Origin of the sequence: Streptomyces sp. NPDC048411 (assembly GCF_040704695.1) — a bacterium.
In the GTDB taxonomy this organism is placed as follows: Bacteria; Actinomycetota; Actinomycetes; order Streptomycetales; family Streptomycetaceae; genus Streptomyces.
In genome coordinates this window covers 1-17,946 of record NZ_JBEZKL010000148.1, presented here as the reverse complement: position 1 = coordinate 17,946, position 17,946 = coordinate 1, and the positions used below count along the sequence as shown (strand labels likewise).

At 70.2% G+C, this 17,946-nt stretch carries 17 protein-coding genes and 1 pseudogene; 7 read left to right on the top strand and 11 right to left on the bottom strand.

Annotated elements, in window-relative coordinates; all coding sequences use genetic code 11:
- The first annotated feature begins 210 nt into the window (after positions 1-210).
- Positions 211-2,976, top strand: a complete 2,766-nt coding sequence (locus AB0915_RS33295; RefSeq protein WP_366694607.1) for a SpoIIE family protein phosphatase — start codon at positions 211-213, stop codon at positions 2,974-2,976.
- Positions 2,977-3,102: 126 nt separating this feature from the next.
- Positions 3,103-3,360 carry a helix-turn-helix domain-containing protein gene (locus tag AB0915_RS33290; RefSeq protein ID WP_366694609.1) on the top strand — a complete coding sequence of 86 codons (258 nt, stop codon included), beginning with the start codon at positions 3,103-3,105 and terminating at the stop codon, positions 3,358-3,360.
- A 162-nt stretch (positions 3,361-3,522) separates the two neighbouring features.
- Here the strand turns inward: AB0915_RS33290 and AB0915_RS33285 are convergent, their stop codons facing one another.
- The 3 genes from AB0915_RS33285 to AB0915_RS33275 are packed head-to-tail and all read right to left on the bottom strand — an operon-like array spanning position 3,523 to position 6,052.
- The gene (locus AB0915_RS33285) at positions 3,523-4,041 is read right to left on the bottom strand and encodes a methylated-DNA--[protein]-cysteine S-methyltransferase (RefSeq protein ID WP_366694606.1); all 519 of its coding nucleotides are present in this window, start codon (positions 4,039-4,041) and stop codon (positions 3,523-3,525) included.
- Positions 4,042-4,053: 12 nt separating this feature from the next.
- The gene (locus AB0915_RS33280) at positions 4,054-5,526 is read right to left on the bottom strand and encodes an AlkA N-terminal domain-containing protein (RefSeq protein WP_366694605.1); all 1,473 of its coding nucleotides are present in this window, start codon (positions 5,524-5,526) and stop codon (positions 4,054-4,056) included.
- 49 nt (positions 5,527-5,575) lie between these two features.
- Positions 5,576-6,052, bottom strand: a complete 477-nt coding sequence (locus AB0915_RS33275; protein WP_366694604.1) for a macro domain-containing protein — start codon at positions 6,050-6,052, stop codon at positions 5,576-5,578.
- Here AB0915_RS33275 and AB0915_RS33270 point away from each other — a divergent pair.
- Positions 6,036-6,119: pseudogene (locus AB0915_RS33270) on the top strand (winged helix-turn-helix transcriptional regulator); the annotation flags it as partial. The gene AB0915_RS33275 and the pseudogene AB0915_RS33270 overlap by 17 nt on opposite strands.
- A 94-nt stretch (positions 6,120-6,213) precedes the next feature.
- On the opposite strand, the gene AB0915_RS33265 reads toward AB0915_RS33270, so the two are convergent.
- Positions 6,214-6,549 carry a helix-turn-helix domain-containing protein gene (locus AB0915_RS33265; RefSeq protein WP_366694603.1) on the bottom strand — a complete coding sequence of 112 codons (336 nt, stop codon included), beginning with the start codon at positions 6,547-6,549 and terminating at the stop codon, positions 6,214-6,216.
- Between the two features lie 64 nt (positions 6,550-6,613).
- Between AB0915_RS33265 and AB0915_RS33260 the strand changes: the two genes are divergently transcribed.
- Complete coding sequence (locus tag AB0915_RS33260) at positions 6,614-7,465, top strand: NmrA family NAD(P)-binding protein (RefSeq protein ID WP_366694602.1); 852 nt, start codon at positions 6,614-6,616, stop codon at positions 7,463-7,465.
- Positions 7,466-7,806: 341 nt separating this feature from the next.
- Here AB0915_RS33260 and AB0915_RS33255 read toward each other — a convergent pair whose 3' ends face one another.
- Positions 7,807-8,700: an NADP-dependent oxidoreductase gene (locus tag AB0915_RS33255; protein WP_366694608.1), complete on the bottom strand. Its 894-nt coding sequence runs from the start codon at positions 8,698-8,700 to the stop codon at positions 7,807-7,809.
- A 290-nt stretch (positions 8,701-8,990) separates the two neighbouring features.
- Here AB0915_RS33255 and AB0915_RS33250 point away from each other — a divergent pair, with 290 nt between their 5' ends.
- Positions 8,991-9,404, top strand: a complete 414-nt coding sequence (locus AB0915_RS33250; RefSeq protein WP_366694601.1) for a helix-turn-helix domain-containing protein — start codon at positions 8,991-8,993, stop codon at positions 9,402-9,404.
- 255 nt (positions 9,405-9,659) lie between these two features.
- Here AB0915_RS33250 and AB0915_RS33245 read toward each other — a convergent pair whose 3' ends face one another.
- Both AB0915_RS33245 and AB0915_RS33240 read right to left on the bottom strand, forming a co-directional pair.
- A complete protein-coding gene (locus AB0915_RS33245) occupies positions 9,660-10,184 on the bottom strand; it encodes an O-acetyl-ADP-ribose deacetylase (protein ID WP_366694600.1) in 525 nt (174 codons plus the stop codon).
- A gap of 174 nt (positions 10,185-10,358) precedes the next feature.
- Positions 10,359-11,774 (bottom strand): NAD(P)/FAD-dependent oxidoreductase, encoded by a 1,416-nt coding sequence (locus AB0915_RS33240; RefSeq protein ID WP_366694599.1) that lies wholly within the window; start codon positions 11,772-11,774, stop codon positions 10,359-10,361.
- An 86-nt stretch (positions 11,775-11,860) separates the two neighbouring features.
- Here AB0915_RS33240 and AB0915_RS33235 point away from each other — a divergent pair, with 86 nt between their 5' ends.
- A complete protein-coding gene (locus AB0915_RS33235; protein ID WP_366694598.1) occupies positions 11,861-12,685 on the top strand; it encodes a nucleotidyltransferase domain-containing protein in 825 nt (274 codons plus the stop codon).
- A 44-nt stretch (positions 12,686-12,729) separates the two neighbouring features.
- Positions 12,730-13,134 carry a VOC family protein gene (locus AB0915_RS33230; protein ID WP_366694597.1) on the top strand — a complete coding sequence of 135 codons (405 nt, stop codon included), beginning with the start codon at positions 12,730-12,732 and terminating at the stop codon, positions 13,132-13,134.
- Positions 13,135-13,194: 60 nt separating this feature from the next.
- Here AB0915_RS33230 and AB0915_RS33225 read toward each other — a convergent pair whose 3' ends face one another.
- The 4 genes from AB0915_RS33225 to AB0915_RS33210 all read right to left on the bottom strand — a co-directional run bounded on the left by AB0915_RS33225 (position 13,195) and on the right by AB0915_RS33210 (position 17,696).
- Positions 13,195-14,022: an inositol monophosphatase family protein gene (locus AB0915_RS33225; protein ID WP_366694596.1), complete on the bottom strand. Its 828-nt coding sequence runs from the start codon at positions 14,020-14,022 to the stop codon at positions 13,195-13,197.
- 63 nt (positions 14,023-14,085) lie between these two features.
- Complete coding sequence (locus AB0915_RS33220) at positions 14,086-15,891, bottom strand: gamma-glutamyltransferase (RefSeq protein ID WP_366694595.1); 1,806 nt, start codon at positions 15,889-15,891, stop codon at positions 14,086-14,088.
- Between the two features lie 49 nt (positions 15,892-15,940).
- Entirely contained in the window at positions 15,941-17,215 is a 1,275-nt protein-coding gene (locus AB0915_RS33215) for a site-specific integrase (RefSeq protein ID WP_366694594.1), read from the bottom strand.
- A gap of 178 nt (positions 17,216-17,393) precedes the next feature.
- On the bottom strand, positions 17,394-17,696 hold the full coding sequence (locus AB0915_RS33210) for a helix-turn-helix domain-containing protein (protein ID WP_366694593.1): 303 nt from the start codon (positions 17,694-17,696) through the stop codon (positions 17,394-17,396).
- Positions 17,697-17,946: the final 250 nt, after the last annotated feature.

Here is a 17,946-nt window from a genome sequence, read left to right as displayed (position 1 = left end):
CGATACTGGGCGTATCGGGGCGAGCCCGACAACGCAGCGCGCGTGCGTGCCAGGCGTCGCCAGGCAGGCGGGACTTTCGAAACACGCCCTAGTACTGGGGCGTCCCTGGTCGGCGTACCCGTCGTCCCCGATTCCCTCGCGTGCGTATCTCCCGGCGCAGTGGCAGCGTGGGATGGGAGGCACAGACCCACACGCACAGGGACGGCCCGGATGCACAAAGAGCGTGGCCGCGCTGTTGGCGACAGGGACCTCGGCAGACCGGCGAAACACCATTCCTGGGCGCGTCGCCTGCGTTCCTGGCTGAGCGGGCGCAGCGTCGCCGGGCAGACTTTCCTCTGGCTGCTGGCAGCCCTGGTGCTGCTCGTCGTCGCGGCGCTGACGGCGCTCATCCTGCAAGCCCAGCACTACAGCAAGAGCGACGCGGAACACCGCACGGCCGCCGCCGCCATCGCGGTGTCGCAGTCCCCAGGGGTGGTGCAGGCCCTCGAGAGCGCTCATCCGAGCGCGATTCTGCAGCCGCTCGCCGAACAGACCCGGAAGAGCGCCGGCCTCGACTACGTCGTCATCTACAACTCCCGGGGCATCCGCTACACCCATCCCAATCCCCAGCTGATCGGGAAACACGTCCTCGGCCCGTACGAGTACGCCCGGAAGGGGCCGAGCACCGTCACCGCCGCCTCACCCCTGGGCCTCACCGTCGACACGACCGCGCCCATCAAGAGGCCCGATGGCTCGGTCGCCGGATTCGTGTCGGTAGGCATCACGGCCGAGCACGTGACCGGTGTCGTGAACCGCCAACTGCCGGTGCTCCTCGGCGGCGCCGCCGTCGCGCTGACCCTCGGAATGGTCGGCGCGGCCCTGGCGAGGCGGCGACTGCGCCGCCAGACGCACGGCCTGGGGCCGTCCGAGATGACACGGATGTACGAGCACCACCACGCGGTGCTGCACGCGGCCCGGGAGGGCGTACTGATCGTCGGCGGGGACGGTCGGCTGATCCTGGCCAACGACGAGGCCCGGCGTCTGCTGGAGCTGCCCCCCGAGCCCGAGGGCCGGCCGGTCCAGGACCTCGGGCTCGATCCGAAGCTGGCCGGGCTGCTGGCGTGCGGGCGCGTCGTCACCGACGAGGTGCACCTGGCCGGAGACCGCCTGCTAGCCGTCAACAACCGCCCAACGGAGCCCTACGGCGGACCGCCCGGCAGTGTTGCGACGCTGCGCGACACCACCGAGCTGAGGCGCCTGGCCGGGCAGGCCGAGCTGGCCCGCTCCCGCCTGCAACTGCTCTACGACGCGGGGATGCGGGTCGGGACCACGCTGAACGTGGTGCGGACCGCGCAGGAGCTGGCGGACGTGGCGGTGCCACGGTTCGCGGACTTCGCCACGGTCGAGCTGGCCGATCCCGTCCTGCGGGGCGACGAACCGCCCTTGGGCACGGGCACGGAGCGGGGCCTGCAGATCCGCCGCACGGCGGCGAGCGGCATCAGGGACGACTACCCGCTCTACCCCGTCGGGTCGACGTTGAGCTTCGCCTCCGCGACACCGGAGGGCCTCAGCCTGGACACCGGCCGCGCCGTACTCGCCGCCGACCTGAGCCAGGCGCACGCGTGGCGGTCGCGCGACCCCGAGAGCTCCGACGCCATCCTGTCGTACGGGATCCACTCGCTGATCTCCGCACCGCTCCAGGCGCGCGGCCTGGTCCTGGGCATGGTCAACTTCTGGCGCTTCGGGGATTCCGAACCGTTCGGGGACGACGACGTCTCCTTCGCCGACGAGCTGGTCGCCCGCGCGGCGATCGCCGTCGACAACGCCCGCCGCTTCACCCGTGAGCACACCATGGCCGAGACGCTGCAACGCAGCCTACTGCCCCGCGGCGTGCCCGAGCAGAGCGCCCTGGACCTGGCTCACCGCTACCGCCCAGCGCACCCTGGCGTCGGCGGGGACTGGTTCGACGTCATCCCGCTACCGGGATTCCGTGTGGCGTTGGTCGTCGGCGACGTCGTCGGCCACGGCCTGCACGCTGCTGCCACCATGGGCAGGCTGCGCACGGCGGTCCACAACTTCTCCACCCTCGACCTGCCCCCCGACGAGCTGATCGCCCACGTCGACGAGCTGGTGGCCCGCATCGACCAGGACGAGGCGGAGGTTGAGGGGGAAGAGAGCGACGGCGAGCGGATCACGGGCGCCACCTGCCTGTACGCCATCTACGATCCGGTGTCCGGATACTGCACCATGGCGCGGGCGGGCCATCCCCTCCCCGCGCTCGTACGGCCTGACGGCAGTGTCGAGTTCGTCGACCTGCCCGCGGGTCCGCCCCTCGGCGTGGGAACCCTGCCCTTCGAGACGGTCCAGTTGCGGCTGGAGGCGGGGTCCCGGCTCGTGCTCTACACGGACGGGCTGGTCGAGAACCGGCACCGCAACCTGGAGGACGGGCTCACCCGGCTGCACGACTGCCTGTTCAGGGCCCGCGCCAACGGGTCCCCGGAGGAGATCTGCACGGCCATCTTCGACGCGATGGTGCCACCGCACCCGAGCGACGACGTCGTGCTTCTCATTGCACGCACGCGTCTGTTCGCCTCCGACCAGGTGGCCACTTGGGACGTGCCCCGCGACCCCGCCGCCGTCTCCCGCGTCCGCTCGGCGTGCGTCGGGCAACTCACGGCCTGGGGCCTGGAGTCGCTCTCCTTCACTACGGAGCTCATCCTCAGCGAGCTGATCACCAACGCTGTCCGCTACGGCACCGAACCCATCCACGTCCGCCTGCTCCGCGACCGCACCCTCGTCTGCGAGGTCTCCGACGGCAGCAGCACCGCGCCCCACCTCCGCTACGCCGCCACCACCGACGAGGGCGGCCGCGGGCTGTACCTCGTCGCCCAGCTCGCCGAACGCTGGGGGACCAGGTACACGGAACGGGGCAAGGTCATCTGGACGGAACAGGCCCTCACCACGACGCCCGGGCTGTTCGACACCATGCCTTTCTAGTGGCTCGTCACGCATCCTTGGCCGGGTAATCGACCCTGCTCTCGCCGACCAGCAGACTGTCTTCAGGACTTGATCTTGAAGGTGGTCGTGCGACGTCGACCGAGTGTGTTCGTCCGGCCCGTCAGCATGGAAGAGGGCCGCCGGCTGCAGCGAATCAGCCGGACCGCGAAAGATCCGGTGAGGCTGCGGCGGGCGATCGTGGTGCTGATGTCCGCCCAGGGCCAGACGGTCAGGGACATCACCTCACTGATGCAGGTCGGCGAGGACTACGTCCGCGATGTCATTCACGCCCTCAACGGCGGGGGTTCGACGCGCTGGACCCGAAATGGAGCGGAGGACGCCCCAAGACGATCAGTGACGAGGTGCGCGAGCACATGTGCCTGATCGCCCGGACGCCCCCCGCCGACTGGAAGATCACAGCATTCTTCAGACCGTAATTATGCAGTCTTTCCGAGACTCAGGACACTGGGGCGTGTTTCGAAAGTCCTGCCTGCCAGGCGGCGTCCGGCCCGCCCTGCGGGCGGACGACGCTACTTTCGAAACGCCCTAGAAGAGCGCCGGTGTGTCGCCCTCCGTGCCGTTCTCGAAGGCCAGCAGCCGCTGCTTGCGGTCGAGTCCGCCGCCGTAGCCGGTGAGGCTGCCCGACGCTCCGATGACCCGATGGCAGGGGACGATGATCCCGACCGGGTTCTTGCCGTTGGCCAGGCCCACAGCGCGGGAAGCACCCGGCTTGCCCAGGTTTTCGGCGAGTTCCCCGTACGAGCGTGTCTCGCCGTACGGGATCGACCGGAGCTGTTCCCAGACGCTGCGCTGGAATGGGGTGCCGTCCAGGTGCAGGGGCAGGTCGAACTCCCGCAGCTCGCCCGCGAAGTAGGCGTCCAGCTGGCGGATCGTCTCCGTGAAGGGGCGCGGGTCCGGGTCGCCGAAGGTTTCCTCGGGCGGGCGGTGCCGCTGACCGGTCATGTAGAGGCCCGAGAGGACGCCGTCGGTGGCGACGAGGGTCAATGGGCCGTACGGGCTGTCGACGACCGTGTGCTGCCGGGTCGCGACGCGTGTCGCAGTCATCAGCTAACTCCCTTACACGGGAAGGTGATTGATGGGGTGATCGTCGACGGTCCAAAGATACTGGACCGCGTACGCCCGCCAGGGACGCCAGGCCGCCGCGCGTGCGGTCAGCGCCGCGGGGGTCGACGGGAGACCGAGTTCCTCCGCCGCCCGCCGGATGCCGAGGTCGGTGGGGAGGAAGGCGTCCGGGTCGCCGAGCGCTCGCATCGCGATGACCTCGACGGTCCAGGGGCCACAACCTGGCAGGGTGATGAGTTCGGCCCGGGTCCTCTCCCAGTCGGTGTCGGTGCCGAGTTGCAGCGAGCCGTCGGCGAGTGCACCGACGAGGGTCGTGAGGGTGGTGCGACGGCTGCGCGGCAGCGCGAGCTGCTCGGGGTCGAGCCCGGCGAGCGCTTCCGGGGTCGGGAAGAGGTGGGTGAGACCGCCCTCGGGGTCGTCGACGGGGACGCCGTGGGCGGTGACCAGGCGGGCCGCGTGGGTGCGGGCGGCAGCGGTCGAGACCTGCTGGCCGAGCACCGCCCGTACGGCGAACTCCGCCCCGTCGACGGTACGCGGCACCCGCCGCCCCGGCGCCTTGTCGACCAGCGGGGCGAGCAGCGGATCGGCCCGCAGCTGATCGTCGACGGCCACCGGATCGGCGTCCAGGTCGAGCAGCCAGCGGCAGCGGCTGATGGCGAGGGTGAGATCGCGCGGGTCGGTGAGCGAGAGCCGGCACGCGATGTGATCGGGGCGCGGAGTGAGGGCGACGACGCCGTGCCCGTACGGGAGGTCGAGCGTCCGGCGGTAGGCGCCGTCGCGCCACTCCTCGACGCCGGGGACCGCGGTCGCGGCGAGATGGCCGAAGAGGTTGGAGGGATTGAGCGGGGCCCGGTACGGCAGCCGAAGCGCTATCACTCCCGGCGTCGCCGGCGGTTTCGCGGACCGGGCGGCGCGGGTGCGCAGCTCGCTCGGCGCGAGCGCGAAGACCTCACGGACGGTGTCGTTGAAGGTACGGACGGAGGAGAAACCGGCCGCGAACGCCACGTCGGCCATGGGGAGTTCGGTCGTCTCGATGAGCAGCCGGGCAGTCTGGGCGCGCTGGGCGCGGGCCAGGGCGAGCGGACCGGCACCCAGCTCGGCCAGCAGCTGCCGCTCGATCTGCCGGGCGGAGTAGCCGAGCCGGGCGGCCAGCCCCGGCACTCCCTCACGGTCGACGACCCCGTCCCCGATGAGCCGCATCGCACGGGCGACCGAGTCGGCGCGGGCGTTCCACTCCGGGGAGCCGGGGCTGGTGTCGGGCCGGCACCGTTTGCACGCCCGGAACCCGGCCTGCTGGCAGGCGGCGGCACTGGGGTAGAAGGTCATGTTCTCGACCTTGGGCGGCACGACGGGGCAGCTCGGACGGCAGTAGATCCTGGTGGTCAGGACCGCCGTGAAGAACCAGCCGTCGAAGCGGGCGTCCTTGGACTGGACGGCCCGTACGCAGCGCTCGGTGTCGGTGTACATGGCTCAAGCATGAGCCACCCGACAGCGCCGAGCTGGCGGAAATCCGACATCAGCCTTCCGCTGCCAGGGCCTCTTCGAACTCCGTGTACGCATGTGCGTCGAACAGGACGAATCGCACCTCCTCCACCGGAGCTCCCGCCCCCGCCAGGACCGTGCGGACGGCGATCCGCGCGCCGTCGTCCAGGGGCCAGCCGTAGACGCCGGTCGAGATCGCGGGGAAGGCGACGGTCCGCGCACCCAGCTCGGCGGCCACCCGCAGTGATTCCCGGTAACAGGAGGCCAGCAGCGCGGAACGGTCCTCGGCGCTGCTCCATACCGGCCCGACGGTGTGAACGAGCCGGGAACTCCTCTCCGTACTCGAAGCGAACTGAACCGCTCCGGATTTGTCAGAGGCGCGGAGCTGTGTCTGTGACCCGGGATTCTCGAGTGTGGCCAGGTGCGGGACCTTCTTGCCGGACTCGTCCTCGATCTCCACGGTGGTGATCTTGGCGTCGTGCCGCTGGCGGACACGCGACGGCCTCGTCACACGCAATGTGTACGCCGAGGCGCCGCCCAGAGGCGAGTACGAGCTGACCCCGCTCGGGCACACGCTGCCGTCGCTGATTCATCGAAGCCGCGCCCGGATCCCGCCCGCCAGGACGGTCGGCACTGCGGTCCTGCCCTGAGGAATGCTGCCGGGCCCGTGCGTCACACAGCGACGTCGGCTTCGGCATCCGGGATCGACAGGGCCCAGGCGGCCATGGCCTCGAGGACGTCGCGCAGTCCCTCACCGACGGGGGTGAGGCGGTATTCGACGCGTGGGGGGATCTCCGCGTAGGTGGTGCGGGTGACGATGCCATGGGCCTCGAACTGGCGCAGTCGGCTCGTGAGGGTGTGCGGGCTGATGCCGGGCAGGGCATTGCGCAGTTCGGTGAAGCGGTGAGGGCCGTGCAGGAGTTCGCGCACGATGAGGGTGGCCCAGGGCCCGCTGAGCAGGTTGAGGAATCGGGCGACACCGCAGTCGGGCGGATGGGGGTGGGACATTTTTTTGAGCATAGTCCATTAGTGCAGTTGATGTAACTGGCGCATTGCATGCACTAATGGGGACATGACCTACGTGATTCATGGCGCCACCGGCGCCCAAGGTGCTCCTGTCGTTGCCGCCCTCACTGCCGCGGGCAAGTCCGTCATCGCCTTGACCCGAAACGCGGCCGCTGCTGTACCCGGCGCGCAGGTGGTGGCCGTCGACTACTCCTCCACCGCGGACCTGACCCGGGCCTACCGCGACGCCGAGGGAGTGTTCGTCCACCTGCCCCTGGCCTCGGAAGAGGACCGCCTGGCTTATGCGCGCAACATCGTCGCCGCCGTCCGCGAGGCTCGGCCGGCCCGCGTGGTGTTCTCCACCAGCGGCGTCGACGTCCCCGAGACCGGTGATCCGGCCGAGAGCGCGGTCTCGACGCTGATCAACGGGCTGGCGGACAGCAAGGTGTCCTATGCGGTGATCGAGCCCCGGCTGTTCTTCGAGAACCTGCTCCTGCCGCCCGTGTTCGAAGCGGTCCGCGAGCAGGGCGTGCTGCGCTACCCGCTGCCCGCCGGCTTCCGCGTCTCCTGGTCCTCGCACCTGGACATCGCCGACGTCGCCGCCGCGCTGTTCGAGCGCCCGGATGTCACTGGTGTTGTCTCCGTCGGGCAGTACCCGGCGATCACGGGAGAGGAACTGGCCGGGGCATTCGCCGGCCGGCTCGGGCGGGACGTGGCCTACGAGGCGCTCACTCCCGACGCCTTCGGCGCATCCATCGCGCCCCTGATCGGGGAGGGCCCCGCCGCCGGCGTCGCCGCCAGCTACAAGGCCAAGAGTGCGCTGCCGGACCACTCGATCACAGCCGAACGCTCCGCCCAGAAGCTCATCGGCATGACACCTCGGACCGCGAGCCAGTGGTTGGCTGACATCGGGCTCTGACCAAAATCGCCGACCGCACACCAGGTCAGAGACGTAAAGGCCCAGGTCACGGAGCGTGAACTCCGGTCCTGGGTCTTCGTTTTCCGATCGGCGCGGGCTCACCGGCATACAGCTCGTCGGCGCCGTGGTCGGCCTGGCACTGGTGGCACTCATCTTCATGCCCGGCCGGACGGCCGAAGAGCAGCCGACCGCATGACACCGGCCTCGCAGGTGGTGGTGATCGGCGGCGGCCAGGCCGGCCTCGCCGCCGGCTACACCTGCGCGCCTCGATGATCTGGGTCAAAGACCTCACTCGGACCGTCGCGGCGCACAGGTGAAGGCAGGCGAGGCGGCTGAACGCCTCAGGGGATGAGGACGATCCGTCCGCGCAGGCCGCCTTCGGCCAGCCGTGCATGGGCCTCGACTGCGGCGTGGAGAGGGTAGGTCTGTGCGACGCGGGCCAGCAGCACGCCCTGGTCGGCGAGGCGGGACAGTTCGGTCAGCAGGGCGCCGTCGGCCTGCACGCTGAGGGCACCGACGCGGATGCCACGCTCGGAGCGGGGCTCCTGACCGGGCCACAGGCCGGCGTAGGCGCCGCCGTCACGGACGGCGGCGAGCGCGTCGGATCCCAGCCCCGCGGCGTCGAGGACGCCGTCGAAGCCGGCCGGTGCCAGGGCCTGTCCGCGGGCCCGGAAGTGGTCGGCGCCACGGGAGATGAGGAATTCCTCGTAGTCGGCGGAGGCGAGCCCGGTGACCTCCAGTCCCTGCTGGTGGGCAAGTTCCACGGTGTGGGCGCCGACGCCGCCACCTGCTCCGGTGACCAGCAGGCTCTGCCCGGGGGCAAGGGCGAGCAGGCGCAGCGCCTGGGCGGCGGTCGTCGTGTTCAGGGGCAGCGTCGCGGCGTGGGTGTCGTCGAGGGTCGTGGGAGCCGGCGCGAGGGTGTCGGCGTCCAGGACGACATAGTCGGCGTGGGTGCCGAGCGGCGTGTGGTGGCCGGTGGCCAGGGCGATGACGCGGTCGTCGGCCGACCAGGTGACGCCGGGTCCGACGGCGTCGACGGTTCCGGCGACGTCCCAGCCCAGGCCGATGCGCTCCTCGCCGCCGAAGACGCCGGAACGCATGGCCGCGTCCACCGGATTCAGCGCGGCTGCCGCCACCTTGATCCGCACCTGCCCAGGGCCTGGCATGGGTACCGGGTGCTCTGTGATCTCAACTGCGTCGGGCCCGCCGAAGCGGGAAACGGTTGCAGCGCGCATGGACATGGTTTTCCTCCTGAAGCGGCCGGAGCGCCGCCGAATATCTGGTGGTCACGTCTCGCTGGCGGGCGACAGCTTCGACTGCTCCTGCTGTCGGCGGGCCCTTTGAAGGAGCCGGGGCGGCATGCACAGGGCTGCTTGGGGTGCGCAGCGTGGTCGAGCCAGGGGCCTTCCCTATCGCACGCCCGTGACGTGGTTTCTTACCGTTGGTGCGTAACGCCATGATGAGTCAGAATGGAAATGCCCGCAAAAGGCACACGCGTGTGCGGAACGGGAAGGACAGGTGCGTCATGCACGACACGGCGATGGACGGGCGGGCCGCCGCATTGCCGGGCCCCTGCGCTCGCTGGCCGGTGGAGCAAGGCGAGACCATCCGGCAGATCGTGGAACGAGCCGGCGACAAGTGGACCGTGCTCGTGATCGGCACCCTGGAACACGGGCCCCTGCGCTACACCGACCTGCAGCGTTCCATCGCGGGGATCTCCCAGCGCATGCTCACGCACACCCTGCGTCAACTGCGACGCGATGGTCTGGTCACCCGAACCGCCTACCCTGAGGTGCCGCCGCGGGTGGAGTACGCACTGACCGATCTGGGCGCCACCTTGCTCGACGCCGTCACCGCGCTGATCGACTGGGCCGGCACCCACCACGACGAGATCTGCCAGAACCGCTCCCACTTCGACGAGGCAGCCGTGACAGGCTGACACGACAGCCGTGGGACGGCCCCCAAGAACCTGCGCGGTGCGGATAAAGATCTTGCCCGATCCTCCACCCGAGATTTCCGGGAGGCTCTCGGTGCGGTGATGGGCAGCCAACGTTAACAACGCGGTAACGGCCTGATCCACTCTCTATCGTGCACCAGGCCGTAAAGGCCGACGCCCCCGCTTGGGACGCCGCCCTTACCGAACCCGTCTGACAGGGGGCTCAGGCGCGGTGGGTCAATCTGACCATGGTCTCCGTTAGCCGAGTTGCCGAACGAACGCCTCGTACGCACGGTCATCGAAGAGGACGAACCGCACCTCTTCGACCGCTGTCGGTGTGTTCCGCACCGTCTCCACTGCAATACGAGCCGCATCGTCCATGGGCCACCGGTACACACCGGTGGAGATCGCCGGGAACGCGACCGTCCGGGCGCCCAGCTCGTCGGCTACGCGAAGCGACTCCCGGTAGCAGGAGGCAAGAAGCGAAGGATCATTGCCTGAAACCTGGTATATCGGGCCGACCGTATGGATCACCCATCGGGCGTCGAGCTTCCCTGCCGTGGTCGCTACCGCCTGACCGGTCGGTAGCCCTTTTCCGTACTGCGAGGCGCGCAGCTCGCGGCAGGCAGCGAGGATTTCCGGGCCGCCGCGCCGGTGGATCGCGCCGTCGACTCCGCCGCCGCCAAGCAGCGAGGAGTTCGCGGCATTGACGATGGCGTCGACGGACTGCAGGGTGATGTCGCCGCGGACCAGGGTCACCGTGACGGGCGCGGGGGTACGCATGGTCCCATCATGCCGTTCCCGGGGCTGCTCCGCGGGACGGGAGCTGCGCCGTGCCGCGCGTTCACCGGCAGGGCGCCAGGTGTGCCGCATGTCCGGCCGGGCAGGACGCCGGTGGCCGAGGTTCGCGGGGCGGTGTGCTCGGGCGCCTTGCCGCGCAGCCTGTTCGGCCTGCCCTCAGGTCGCGCGGAGCCTGCGCCACACCGCCTTCGCCGCGTGGTGGCCGGACATCCCGTGCACGCCGGGCCCTGGCGGGGTGGCCGAGGAGCACAGGAACACCGCGGGGTGCGCCGTCGCGTACGGCACGCGGGCGAGCTTGGGCCGGATCACCGTCTGCAGACCGGCGAACGCACCGCACGCGATGTCACCGCCGACGTAATTGGCGTTACGCGCGGCGAGTTGGGGAGGGCCTGCGACGGCGCGGGCGAGGACCAGATCACGGAAGCCGGGGGCGAACCGCTCCAACTGTCTCTCGATGACCTCGGTGGCGTCGCCCTCCCAGCCCGCCGGGACATGTCCGTACACCCAGAAGACGTGACGGCCCTCGGGCGCGCGGGACGGGTCGACCAGGCTGGGCTGTGCGGTGATCAGGAACGGCACGCTCGGGTCGCGGCCCGCCACGGCTGCCCGCATCGCGCTGTCGATCTCTCCTGCCGTGGGCCCGATATGAACCGTGCCGGCCCGTCGGGCCTCCTTCGCGGTCCAGGGGACGGGGCCCGACAGCGCATAGTCGATCTTGAAGCAGGAGGCGCCGTACCGGTAGTCGCGGTAGGCGTTGCCCAGTCCGGCGATCCGCGCGAGGGCGGTCGGCGAGGTGTCGAAGACATAGGCGCGGGCGGGCGGGAGCTCGTCGAGGCGCTTGACCTCCGTGCCGGCACGGATCGTGCCGCCCAGTTCACCTACGTACGAGGCGAGGGCGTCGGAGATGGCCTGTGAGCCGCCGCGCGGCACCGGCCAGCCGTTCTCGTGGGCGGCGACGGCGAAGAGCAGTGCGATGCCGCCGGTCGCAAGGCCGCTGGTGGGGGCTATGGCGTGGGCGGCGAGTCCGGCGAACAGGCCGCGCGCCTTCGCGCCCCGGAACCGGCGGGAGAGGAGCGTGGCCGGCTGGATCGCGTCCAGCCCGAACCGGACCCAGCGGTACGGATCGCGCGGCAGCCCGATCCACGGCGTGCGCAGGAAGTCCTCCGCGAGCGTGTCCCAGTGACCGAGGTACGGGGCGAGCAGCCTGCGGTACGCCCCCGCGTCCTGCGGCCCGAGCGACATGGCGCTCTCCCCCACCGAACCGGTGAGCACGGCGGCGGAGCCGTCCGGGAAGGGGTGAGCGAGCGACAGCTCGGGCTGGAGCCACTCCAGGCCGTGCCGGCCGAGCGGCATCCGGGCGAACGCGGGCGAGCCGATGCCCAGCGGATGCACGGCTGAACACGGGTCGTGGCGGAAGCCGGGGAGTGTGAGCTCCTCGGTACGGGCGCCGCCACCGACCGTCTCCTGCGTCTCGAACACTTCCACGGAGAAGCCCCGGCGGGCCAGTTCGGCTGCGGCGGTCAGTCCGTTGGGGCCCGCCCCCACGACGACGGCATCGAGCATCGATGGCACCTTCGGACTCCTTCGTCAGCCGACGGCAAGAAACTCCAGGATATTCCGCTGCGCCGACAGCCGAACCGCGGGTACCGTCCGGGCCGATGAATACGGAATCGGCAGCAGAACGAGTTCGCGCATCGATGGTCGACGACATGGCGGCCCGGCTGACCGCGGTGTCCGGTGTCCGGGCCGTCACCCTCGGCGGCAGCCGTGCCCGCTCGACGCATCGCCCGGACTCCGACTGGGATCTCGGCGTCTACTACCGCGGGACACTCGACCTGGTCGCCCTGACCGCACTCGCCTCTCAGGAGCAAGGCTCCCCGGTGGAGGTGGCCGGTCCGGGCGGCTGGGGTCCATGGGTCAACGGCGGCGCCTGGCTGCGGGTGGACGGCACGGCGGTGGACTGGATCCTGCGCGACCTGGACCGGGTCGAGAGCGTGTGGTCCGACTGCCGCGAGGGCCGCTTCGAGGTGGGCGTCCAGCCCGGCCATCCGCTGGGCTTCTGGTCGCCCTGCTATCCGGGCGAGGTCGCCCTGGGCCGCGTACTTGACGACCCCTACGGTGAATTGACGGAACTTCAACAGCAGACGCGCGACTATCCGGAACCCCTGCGCAGGGCGCTCTGCGACGCCGCGTGGGAGGCGGACTTCTCCGTCGCGGCGGCACGCAAGTCGGCGTCCTGCGGGGACACGCTCCATGTCGCGCTCTGTCTGTCGCGGGCATTCGGCATTCTGGCGCAGGCTCTCCACGCCCACCACCGCACCTGGTGCCTGAACGAGAAGGGGGCGCTCGCCGCGGCCGCGCTGCTGCCGCAGACTCCGGCGGACTTCGCCGAGCGGGTCGGTGGGGCGCTGCGCGGCCTGGATTCGGCCGCGGTGGAGACGGCGGCGTCCGTGGTCCGCGACGTGCGGGCGGTTCTCGGGTGAAAAAGGGGTTCTGCCGGGGACCGGGCCCATTTTAGGATCGCGGCATGATCGCCGAACTTCAGTGCGTGGTGCTCGACTGCCCCGATCCCGTCCGCCTGGCCGAGTTCTACCGATCGGTCCTCGGCGGCCGGGTGAACGAGCCGGACCGGCGGTGGGCGCTCGACGAGAACTGGGCGACGCTGCACACCGACGCCGGTCCCGTCCTGGCGTTCCAGCGGGTGGCGGACCACCGGCCGCCTCAGTGGCCGGACCCGGCGCGGCCCCAGCAGTTCCACTTGGACTTCGGTGTGCCCGATCTGGACGCGGCGCAGGCGGAGGTCGTCGCGGCGGGCGCGGCCGTGCTCGACGACGGGAGCGGGGGCGGGAAGGCGGACGCAAAGCGGCCGTGGCGGATCTATGCCGATCCGGCTGGGCACCCGTTCTGCCTGGTGCTGCACCGGGTGGCGTAGCCGCTGCCGCTCAGTCGTTCCGGATGGCGGTGGCACAGCGTGCGAAGCCGCCTGGGAAGGTCAGCCCCCGGCGCGCAGCGCCGCCAGGATCCGTTCGGCCGTCGCCTTGTCCCGGGCGGCCGTGAACGGCAGGTCGTTGCCCCCGGCGATGCGGAACGGGGCACCCGAGAGCGTGACCTGGGCGCCGCCCGCCTCGGTGACCAGGAGCAGGCCCGCCGCATGGTCCCAGGCATACTCCCAGCTGAAGGCGACCGCGTCCTGGTCGCCGCGGGCGACGGCCAGGTATTCGAGGCCCGCGGAGCCGCACGGACGGGCGTGGATGCCGTCGACGAACAGGCCCAGCAGGGCCCGCTTCTGGGCGTCGGTGGTGTAGTCGGGGTGCGACATCGCGACTTCGAGCGCGGCGCCGGGCGCGGGCGATCCGGAGCGTATCGGCACACCGTTGAGGACAGCTCCCCGGCCGCGTATCGCGACCGCCATCTCGTTCAGGGCCGCGGCGTACGTCCAGGAGGCAAGGAGTTCGCCGCGGTGGGCGAGGGCGACGAGGGTGCAGAAGCCGGGCTCACCGCGGACGAACTGGCGGGTCCCGTCGACCGGATCGACGATCCAGACCGGTGCGTCGCCGCCCAGGGCGTCGTACACCTTCGGATCGGCGTGGACCGCCTCCTCACCGACGACCACCGAACCAGGGAGCAGCCGCGTCAGGGACGCGGTGAGGTGTTCCTCGGCAAGGCGGTCGGCGGTGGTGACGAGGTCGTGCGGACCGCTCTTCTCGACGATCTCGTGTGCGGCGAGCTGTCGGTAGCGCGGCATGATCTCGGCGGCGGCCGCTGCGCGAACCGCCTCCTCGACCTCGGTCAGGTCCCCGGCAAGGAAGTCATCGATCATGGCTCCAGCTAAGCACGGTCCACCGGGAACCCGACGACCTGGTCATGACGTGGAGATGGCCGGTCAGCGACCGACGGCGTACCCCTGCATGCCGCGGGGGTTCGCGGCGGCGGAGAGCACCCCGGTCTCCGGATCGCGGGCGACGGCGCACATCCGCCCTTCCGACCACGGGTCGCCCACGGTGACGTCATGGCCGCGGCGGCGGAGCTCCTCGACGACCACCGGGTCCATGCGCTCCTCGACGGTGACGCTGCCGGGCCGCATGCCGCGCGGGAAGAACGAGCCGGGGAAGCTGTCGTTGTGCCAGTTCGGGGTGTCGATGGCACCCTGCAGGTCGAGTCCGCCGCGTACCTCGGCGCGCAGGGCGACGGCGAGGAAGAAGTGCAGCTGCCACTGGTCCTGCTGGTCGCCGCCGGGGGTGCCGAAGGCCATCACCGGGACGCCGTCGCGCAGGGCGAGGGACGGGGTGAGGGTGGTGCGGGGGCGGCGGCCGGGGGTGAGGGAGTTCGGCAGACCCTCGTCGAGCCACGCCATCTGGAGGCGGGTGCCGAGCGGGAAGCCGAGCTCCGGCACGACCGGGTTGGACTGCAGCCAGCCGCCGCTGGGGGTGGCGGAGACCATGTTGCCCCAGCGGTCGACGACATCGATGTGGCAGGTGTCGCCGCGGGTCGCGCCGTCCGTCGCCACGGTCGGCTCGCCGGCGCCCGCAGCCGGGATACCCATGGCGTCGAAGCCCGCCTCGCCCGTGGCGACGGCGTGCGCGTGGCCGCTGAGGACGGGGGTGCGGCCCCCGGGGCTGCCGGGGCGCAGCTGGTGTGATGCCTCGTCGGTGATGAGCGCGCGCCGCTCGGCGTTGTACGGCTCCGAGAGCAGGATGTCGAGGGGGACCTCGGCGGCGTCGCCGTACCAGGCCTCACGGTCGGCCATGGCGAGCTTGCAGCCCTCGATGAGCAGATGCACGTACTCCGCGGAGCCGTACCGCGGAAGCTCGGCGGGCAGCAGAGCGAGCTGCTGCAGGAAGGCGGGGCCCTGGCTCCAGCCACCGGCCTTGGCGAGCGTCCAGCCGTTCCAGTCGTACGTGGCGGGCGCCTCGTACGACGCGGACCAGTCGGCCAGGTCGGCGGCGGTGAGGTTGCCGGTGTGGCGGGTGCCGCTGGTGTCCATGGTGGGCCGGGCGGCCTGGCGGACCAGTGCCTCGGCTATAAAGCCCTCGCGCCAGATCTTCCGGGCGGCGTCGATCCGGGCTGTGCGGTCGTCGCCACCCGTCTTCTCGGCCTCGGCGATCAGGCGGCGCCACGTCGCGGCGAGTGCGGGGTTGCGGAACAGCTCCCCCGGCTTCGGGGACGTGCCGCCGGGGAGGTAGACGTCGGCGGACGACTGCCATTCGGTCTCGAAGAGCTCGCGGACGGTCTCGACGGTCTGGCCGATCCGCTCGACGGGTGCGTGGCCGTCCTCCGCGTATCCGATCGCGTACCGCAGCACCTCGGCGACCGTCTTGGTGCCATGGTCGCGCAGCAGCAGCATCCAGGCGTCGAACGCGCCGGGGACCGCGGCGGCGAGCGGTCCGGTGCCGGGGACGAGGTCGAGGCCGAGGGAGCGGTAGTGGGCGACGGTGGCACCCGCGGGGGCCGGGCCCTGACCGCAGAGCACCTGCACGTCGCCGTCCTGGGGCGCCAGGATCATCGGCACTTCACCGGCCGGGCCGTTGAGGTGCGGTTCGACGACGTGCAGGACGAATCCGGCGGCGACCGCGGCGTCGTAGGCGTTGCCGCCGTCCTCCAGGACGGCCATCGCGGACTGCGAGGCGAGCCAGTGGGTGGAGGACACCATGCCGAAGGTGCCCTGGAGGGTCGGTCGGGTCGTGAACAAAGGGTCTCCCACCTCGCTCTTTACGTGTTTCGGCCCGGCTGATGGGCCCTCAGGACGGGGCCTGGGGAGAATCTGGGGAGTTTGCGCCAGGGGTCCCCTTCTCCCGCTCCCCCAGAAGGCTATCGATCGCCCTGCGCCCCTTCTTCCCCGCCTCCGGCATGAAGTGGGCGTAGTGGTCGAGGGTGATGGTCGGCGACGAGTGCCCCAGCCACTTGGCGAGGGTCACGACCGACTCTCCTGCCTCGAGGACGAGGGACGCATATGTATGCCTCAACACGTGGAACCCGTCCCTCGGCGCGGCTTGCCACTGCCACGGCTTCGCCCCCTCGGCCTGCGGCCGGATGACGCCTGCTCTGGCCAGCGCGGGCTTCCAGATCTCGGTATTCCATGTGTTGGCAGCGATCGCGTTCCCGTACTTCGTCGTCAGCACGAGGCTGAACTTCTTCCGCTCCTTGTCAGGTTCCGGACCGCCCCACGGCAACTCGACCTCATTGCCGGGGTAGGTTCTGGCGTGTTTCAGCAGCTCATCAGCCACGGAACGCGGCATGTCTACGACACGCGTCTTCCCGCCCTTCGGAAGAGTGAAGTACTTGCGGCCGTTGAGTATCTGCACCTGCCGCCGGAGGTTAAGGACTCCGCGCCCGTAATCGATGTCTTCCAGGCCGAGCCCGAAGACTTCTCCTTGGCGCAGGCCACACCCAAGCCCCAGAACCACCGCTATACGGTGCCTCTGACTGATCTCATCACGCACCTTTCGCGCCGTTGCCTCGGGCCACGCCTCACGACGCTCATCAGGCAACTTCGGCCAACGGACCGACCTGGACCTCATCGGGTTCCGAGCGAGACGCCTGTCATCCACCGCTGTCTCCAGGACGCTCGACAGCGCTGTGAGGATGCTGCGCGCGTACTGGGGGGAGCAAGAGGATTCGAGCTTGACTATGTAGGCGCGGAGCTCGGCCGCAGAGACCTTGTTCAGGGGCATGTCGCCCAGGTGTGGCACCACATGCAGCCGCATTCGCTGCTCAATGCTCACGCGGGTCTTGGCTGCTCCCCGCACACCCGGCATCCACTGCAGTTCGATGTATTCGGCAAGCGTCACGGAGCCGTCACGTGGATCGACGAACTCACCACGCTCCTGATCGGTACTTGATTGCCGGCGCCACGCCTTCGCGTCCTCCAACGTATCGAAGGAACGGTCTCTGACTCCGGGTATCCCCCCTACTCGATACCTCTTCCCTTTACCATAGCGCTCTGTGCGCTCTCGCTTGCCAGTGATCGGGTCCTTCTTCTTTTTGACCCATCGATCCTCGATGTAGCCAGCCAAGTACAGGTCTCCCTTGCTTTCTTGGTGGACTGCAGCGCACGCTGGCGCTGAAAGACTCGCTCTGAGAGAGGCCGCGCGTACGGCCAACACACGCCTCGGAGGCCACGTCTCGATCCGGCTCGGCTGTCGAAGGGTGGCCCATAATCAGCGGCATGGATTGCGCGGGGCGGCGGTTCTGTTAGGCACTGGGCATGCGGCTGGACCGATGCCGCGGAACGGCCTTCAGCGGGCTCAGGTCCGTGTTTGAGCGGGAGTCGACCTGCTCCTGGTCGCGGATCCAGGCATCGAGGGATTGCCGCCTGTACATGACGCGACCGCGAGGGCCCATTCGGAAACTCGGCGGTCCCTGCCGTCGATGCCTCCACACGTAGAGGGTGTGCGGAGAGAGACCGAGGTACTCGGCAGCGTCCTTCACGGTGAGAAACGCTGCGCGTGCGACTCGGGGAGCCGAGGAAGAAGCGAGTGGTGATTGTGCGGGCATACGAGGGTTTCTGTGAGATGCGGGTCGCGCGGGCCGGAGAGTCGGGTTCTCGCCACCCACTTGTGTGACCTCGTGGATAAGTCGCGACGCTGCATTGCCGGTTGGGCACGCAGCAGTCGCCGACTGCATATTTCATGGACGCAGCAGGGCGTAGCCGGTTGCGTCCAGGGAAGTGGTGTACAGGTTTCCACCTAAAACGGGGGTTTGATCCCGTAGTTGAGTGAGAAGCCTGAACGTAAGACGGCCACCG

Excerpts from the sequence above, each read along its gene's own strand:
- AB0915_RS33295 (WP_366694607.1), top strand. The coding sequence starts at position 211 with ATGCACAAAGAGCGTGGCCGCGCTGTTGGCGACAGGGACCTCGGCAGA.
- AB0915_RS33290 (WP_366694609.1), top strand. The coding sequence starts at position 3,103 with ATGGAAGAGGGCCGCCGGCTGCAGCGAATCAGCCGGACCGCGAAAGAT.
- AB0915_RS33285 (WP_366694606.1), bottom strand. The coding sequence starts at position 4,041 with ATGACTGCGACACGCGTCGCGACCCGGCAGCACACGGTCGTCGACAGC.
- AB0915_RS33280 (WP_366694605.1), bottom strand. The coding sequence starts at position 5,526 with ATGTACACCGACACCGAGCGCTGCGTACGGGCCGTCCAGTCCAAGGAC.
- AB0915_RS33265 (WP_366694603.1), bottom strand. The coding sequence starts at position 6,549 with ATGTCCCACCCCCATCCGCCCGACTGCGGTGTCGCCCGATTCCTCAAC.
- AB0915_RS33260 (WP_366694602.1), top strand. The coding sequence starts at position 6,614 with ATGACCTACGTGATTCATGGCGCCACCGGCGCCCAAGGTGCTCCTGTC.
- AB0915_RS33255 (WP_366694608.1), bottom strand. The coding sequence starts at position 8,700 with ATGCGCGCTGCAACCGTTTCCCGCTTCGGCGGGCCCGACGCAGTTGAG.
- AB0915_RS33250 (WP_366694601.1), top strand. The coding sequence starts at position 8,991 with ATGCACGACACGGCGATGGACGGGCGGGCCGCCGCATTGCCGGGCCCC.
- AB0915_RS33245 (WP_366694600.1), bottom strand. The coding sequence starts at position 10,184 with ATGCGTACCCCCGCGCCCGTCACGGTGACCCTGGTCCGCGGCGACATC.
- AB0915_RS33235 (WP_366694598.1), top strand. The coding sequence starts at position 11,861 with ATGAATACGGAATCGGCAGCAGAACGAGTTCGCGCATCGATGGTCGAC.
- AB0915_RS33230 (WP_366694597.1), top strand. The coding sequence starts at position 12,730 with ATGATCGCCGAACTTCAGTGCGTGGTGCTCGACTGCCCCGATCCCGTC.
- AB0915_RS33225 (WP_366694596.1), bottom strand. The coding sequence starts at position 14,022 with ATGATCGATGACTTCCTTGCCGGGGACCTGACCGAGGTCGAGGAGGCG.
- AB0915_RS33210 (WP_366694593.1), bottom strand. The coding sequence starts at position 17,696 with ATGCCCGCACAATCACCACTCGCTTCTTCCTCGGCTCCCCGAGTCGCA.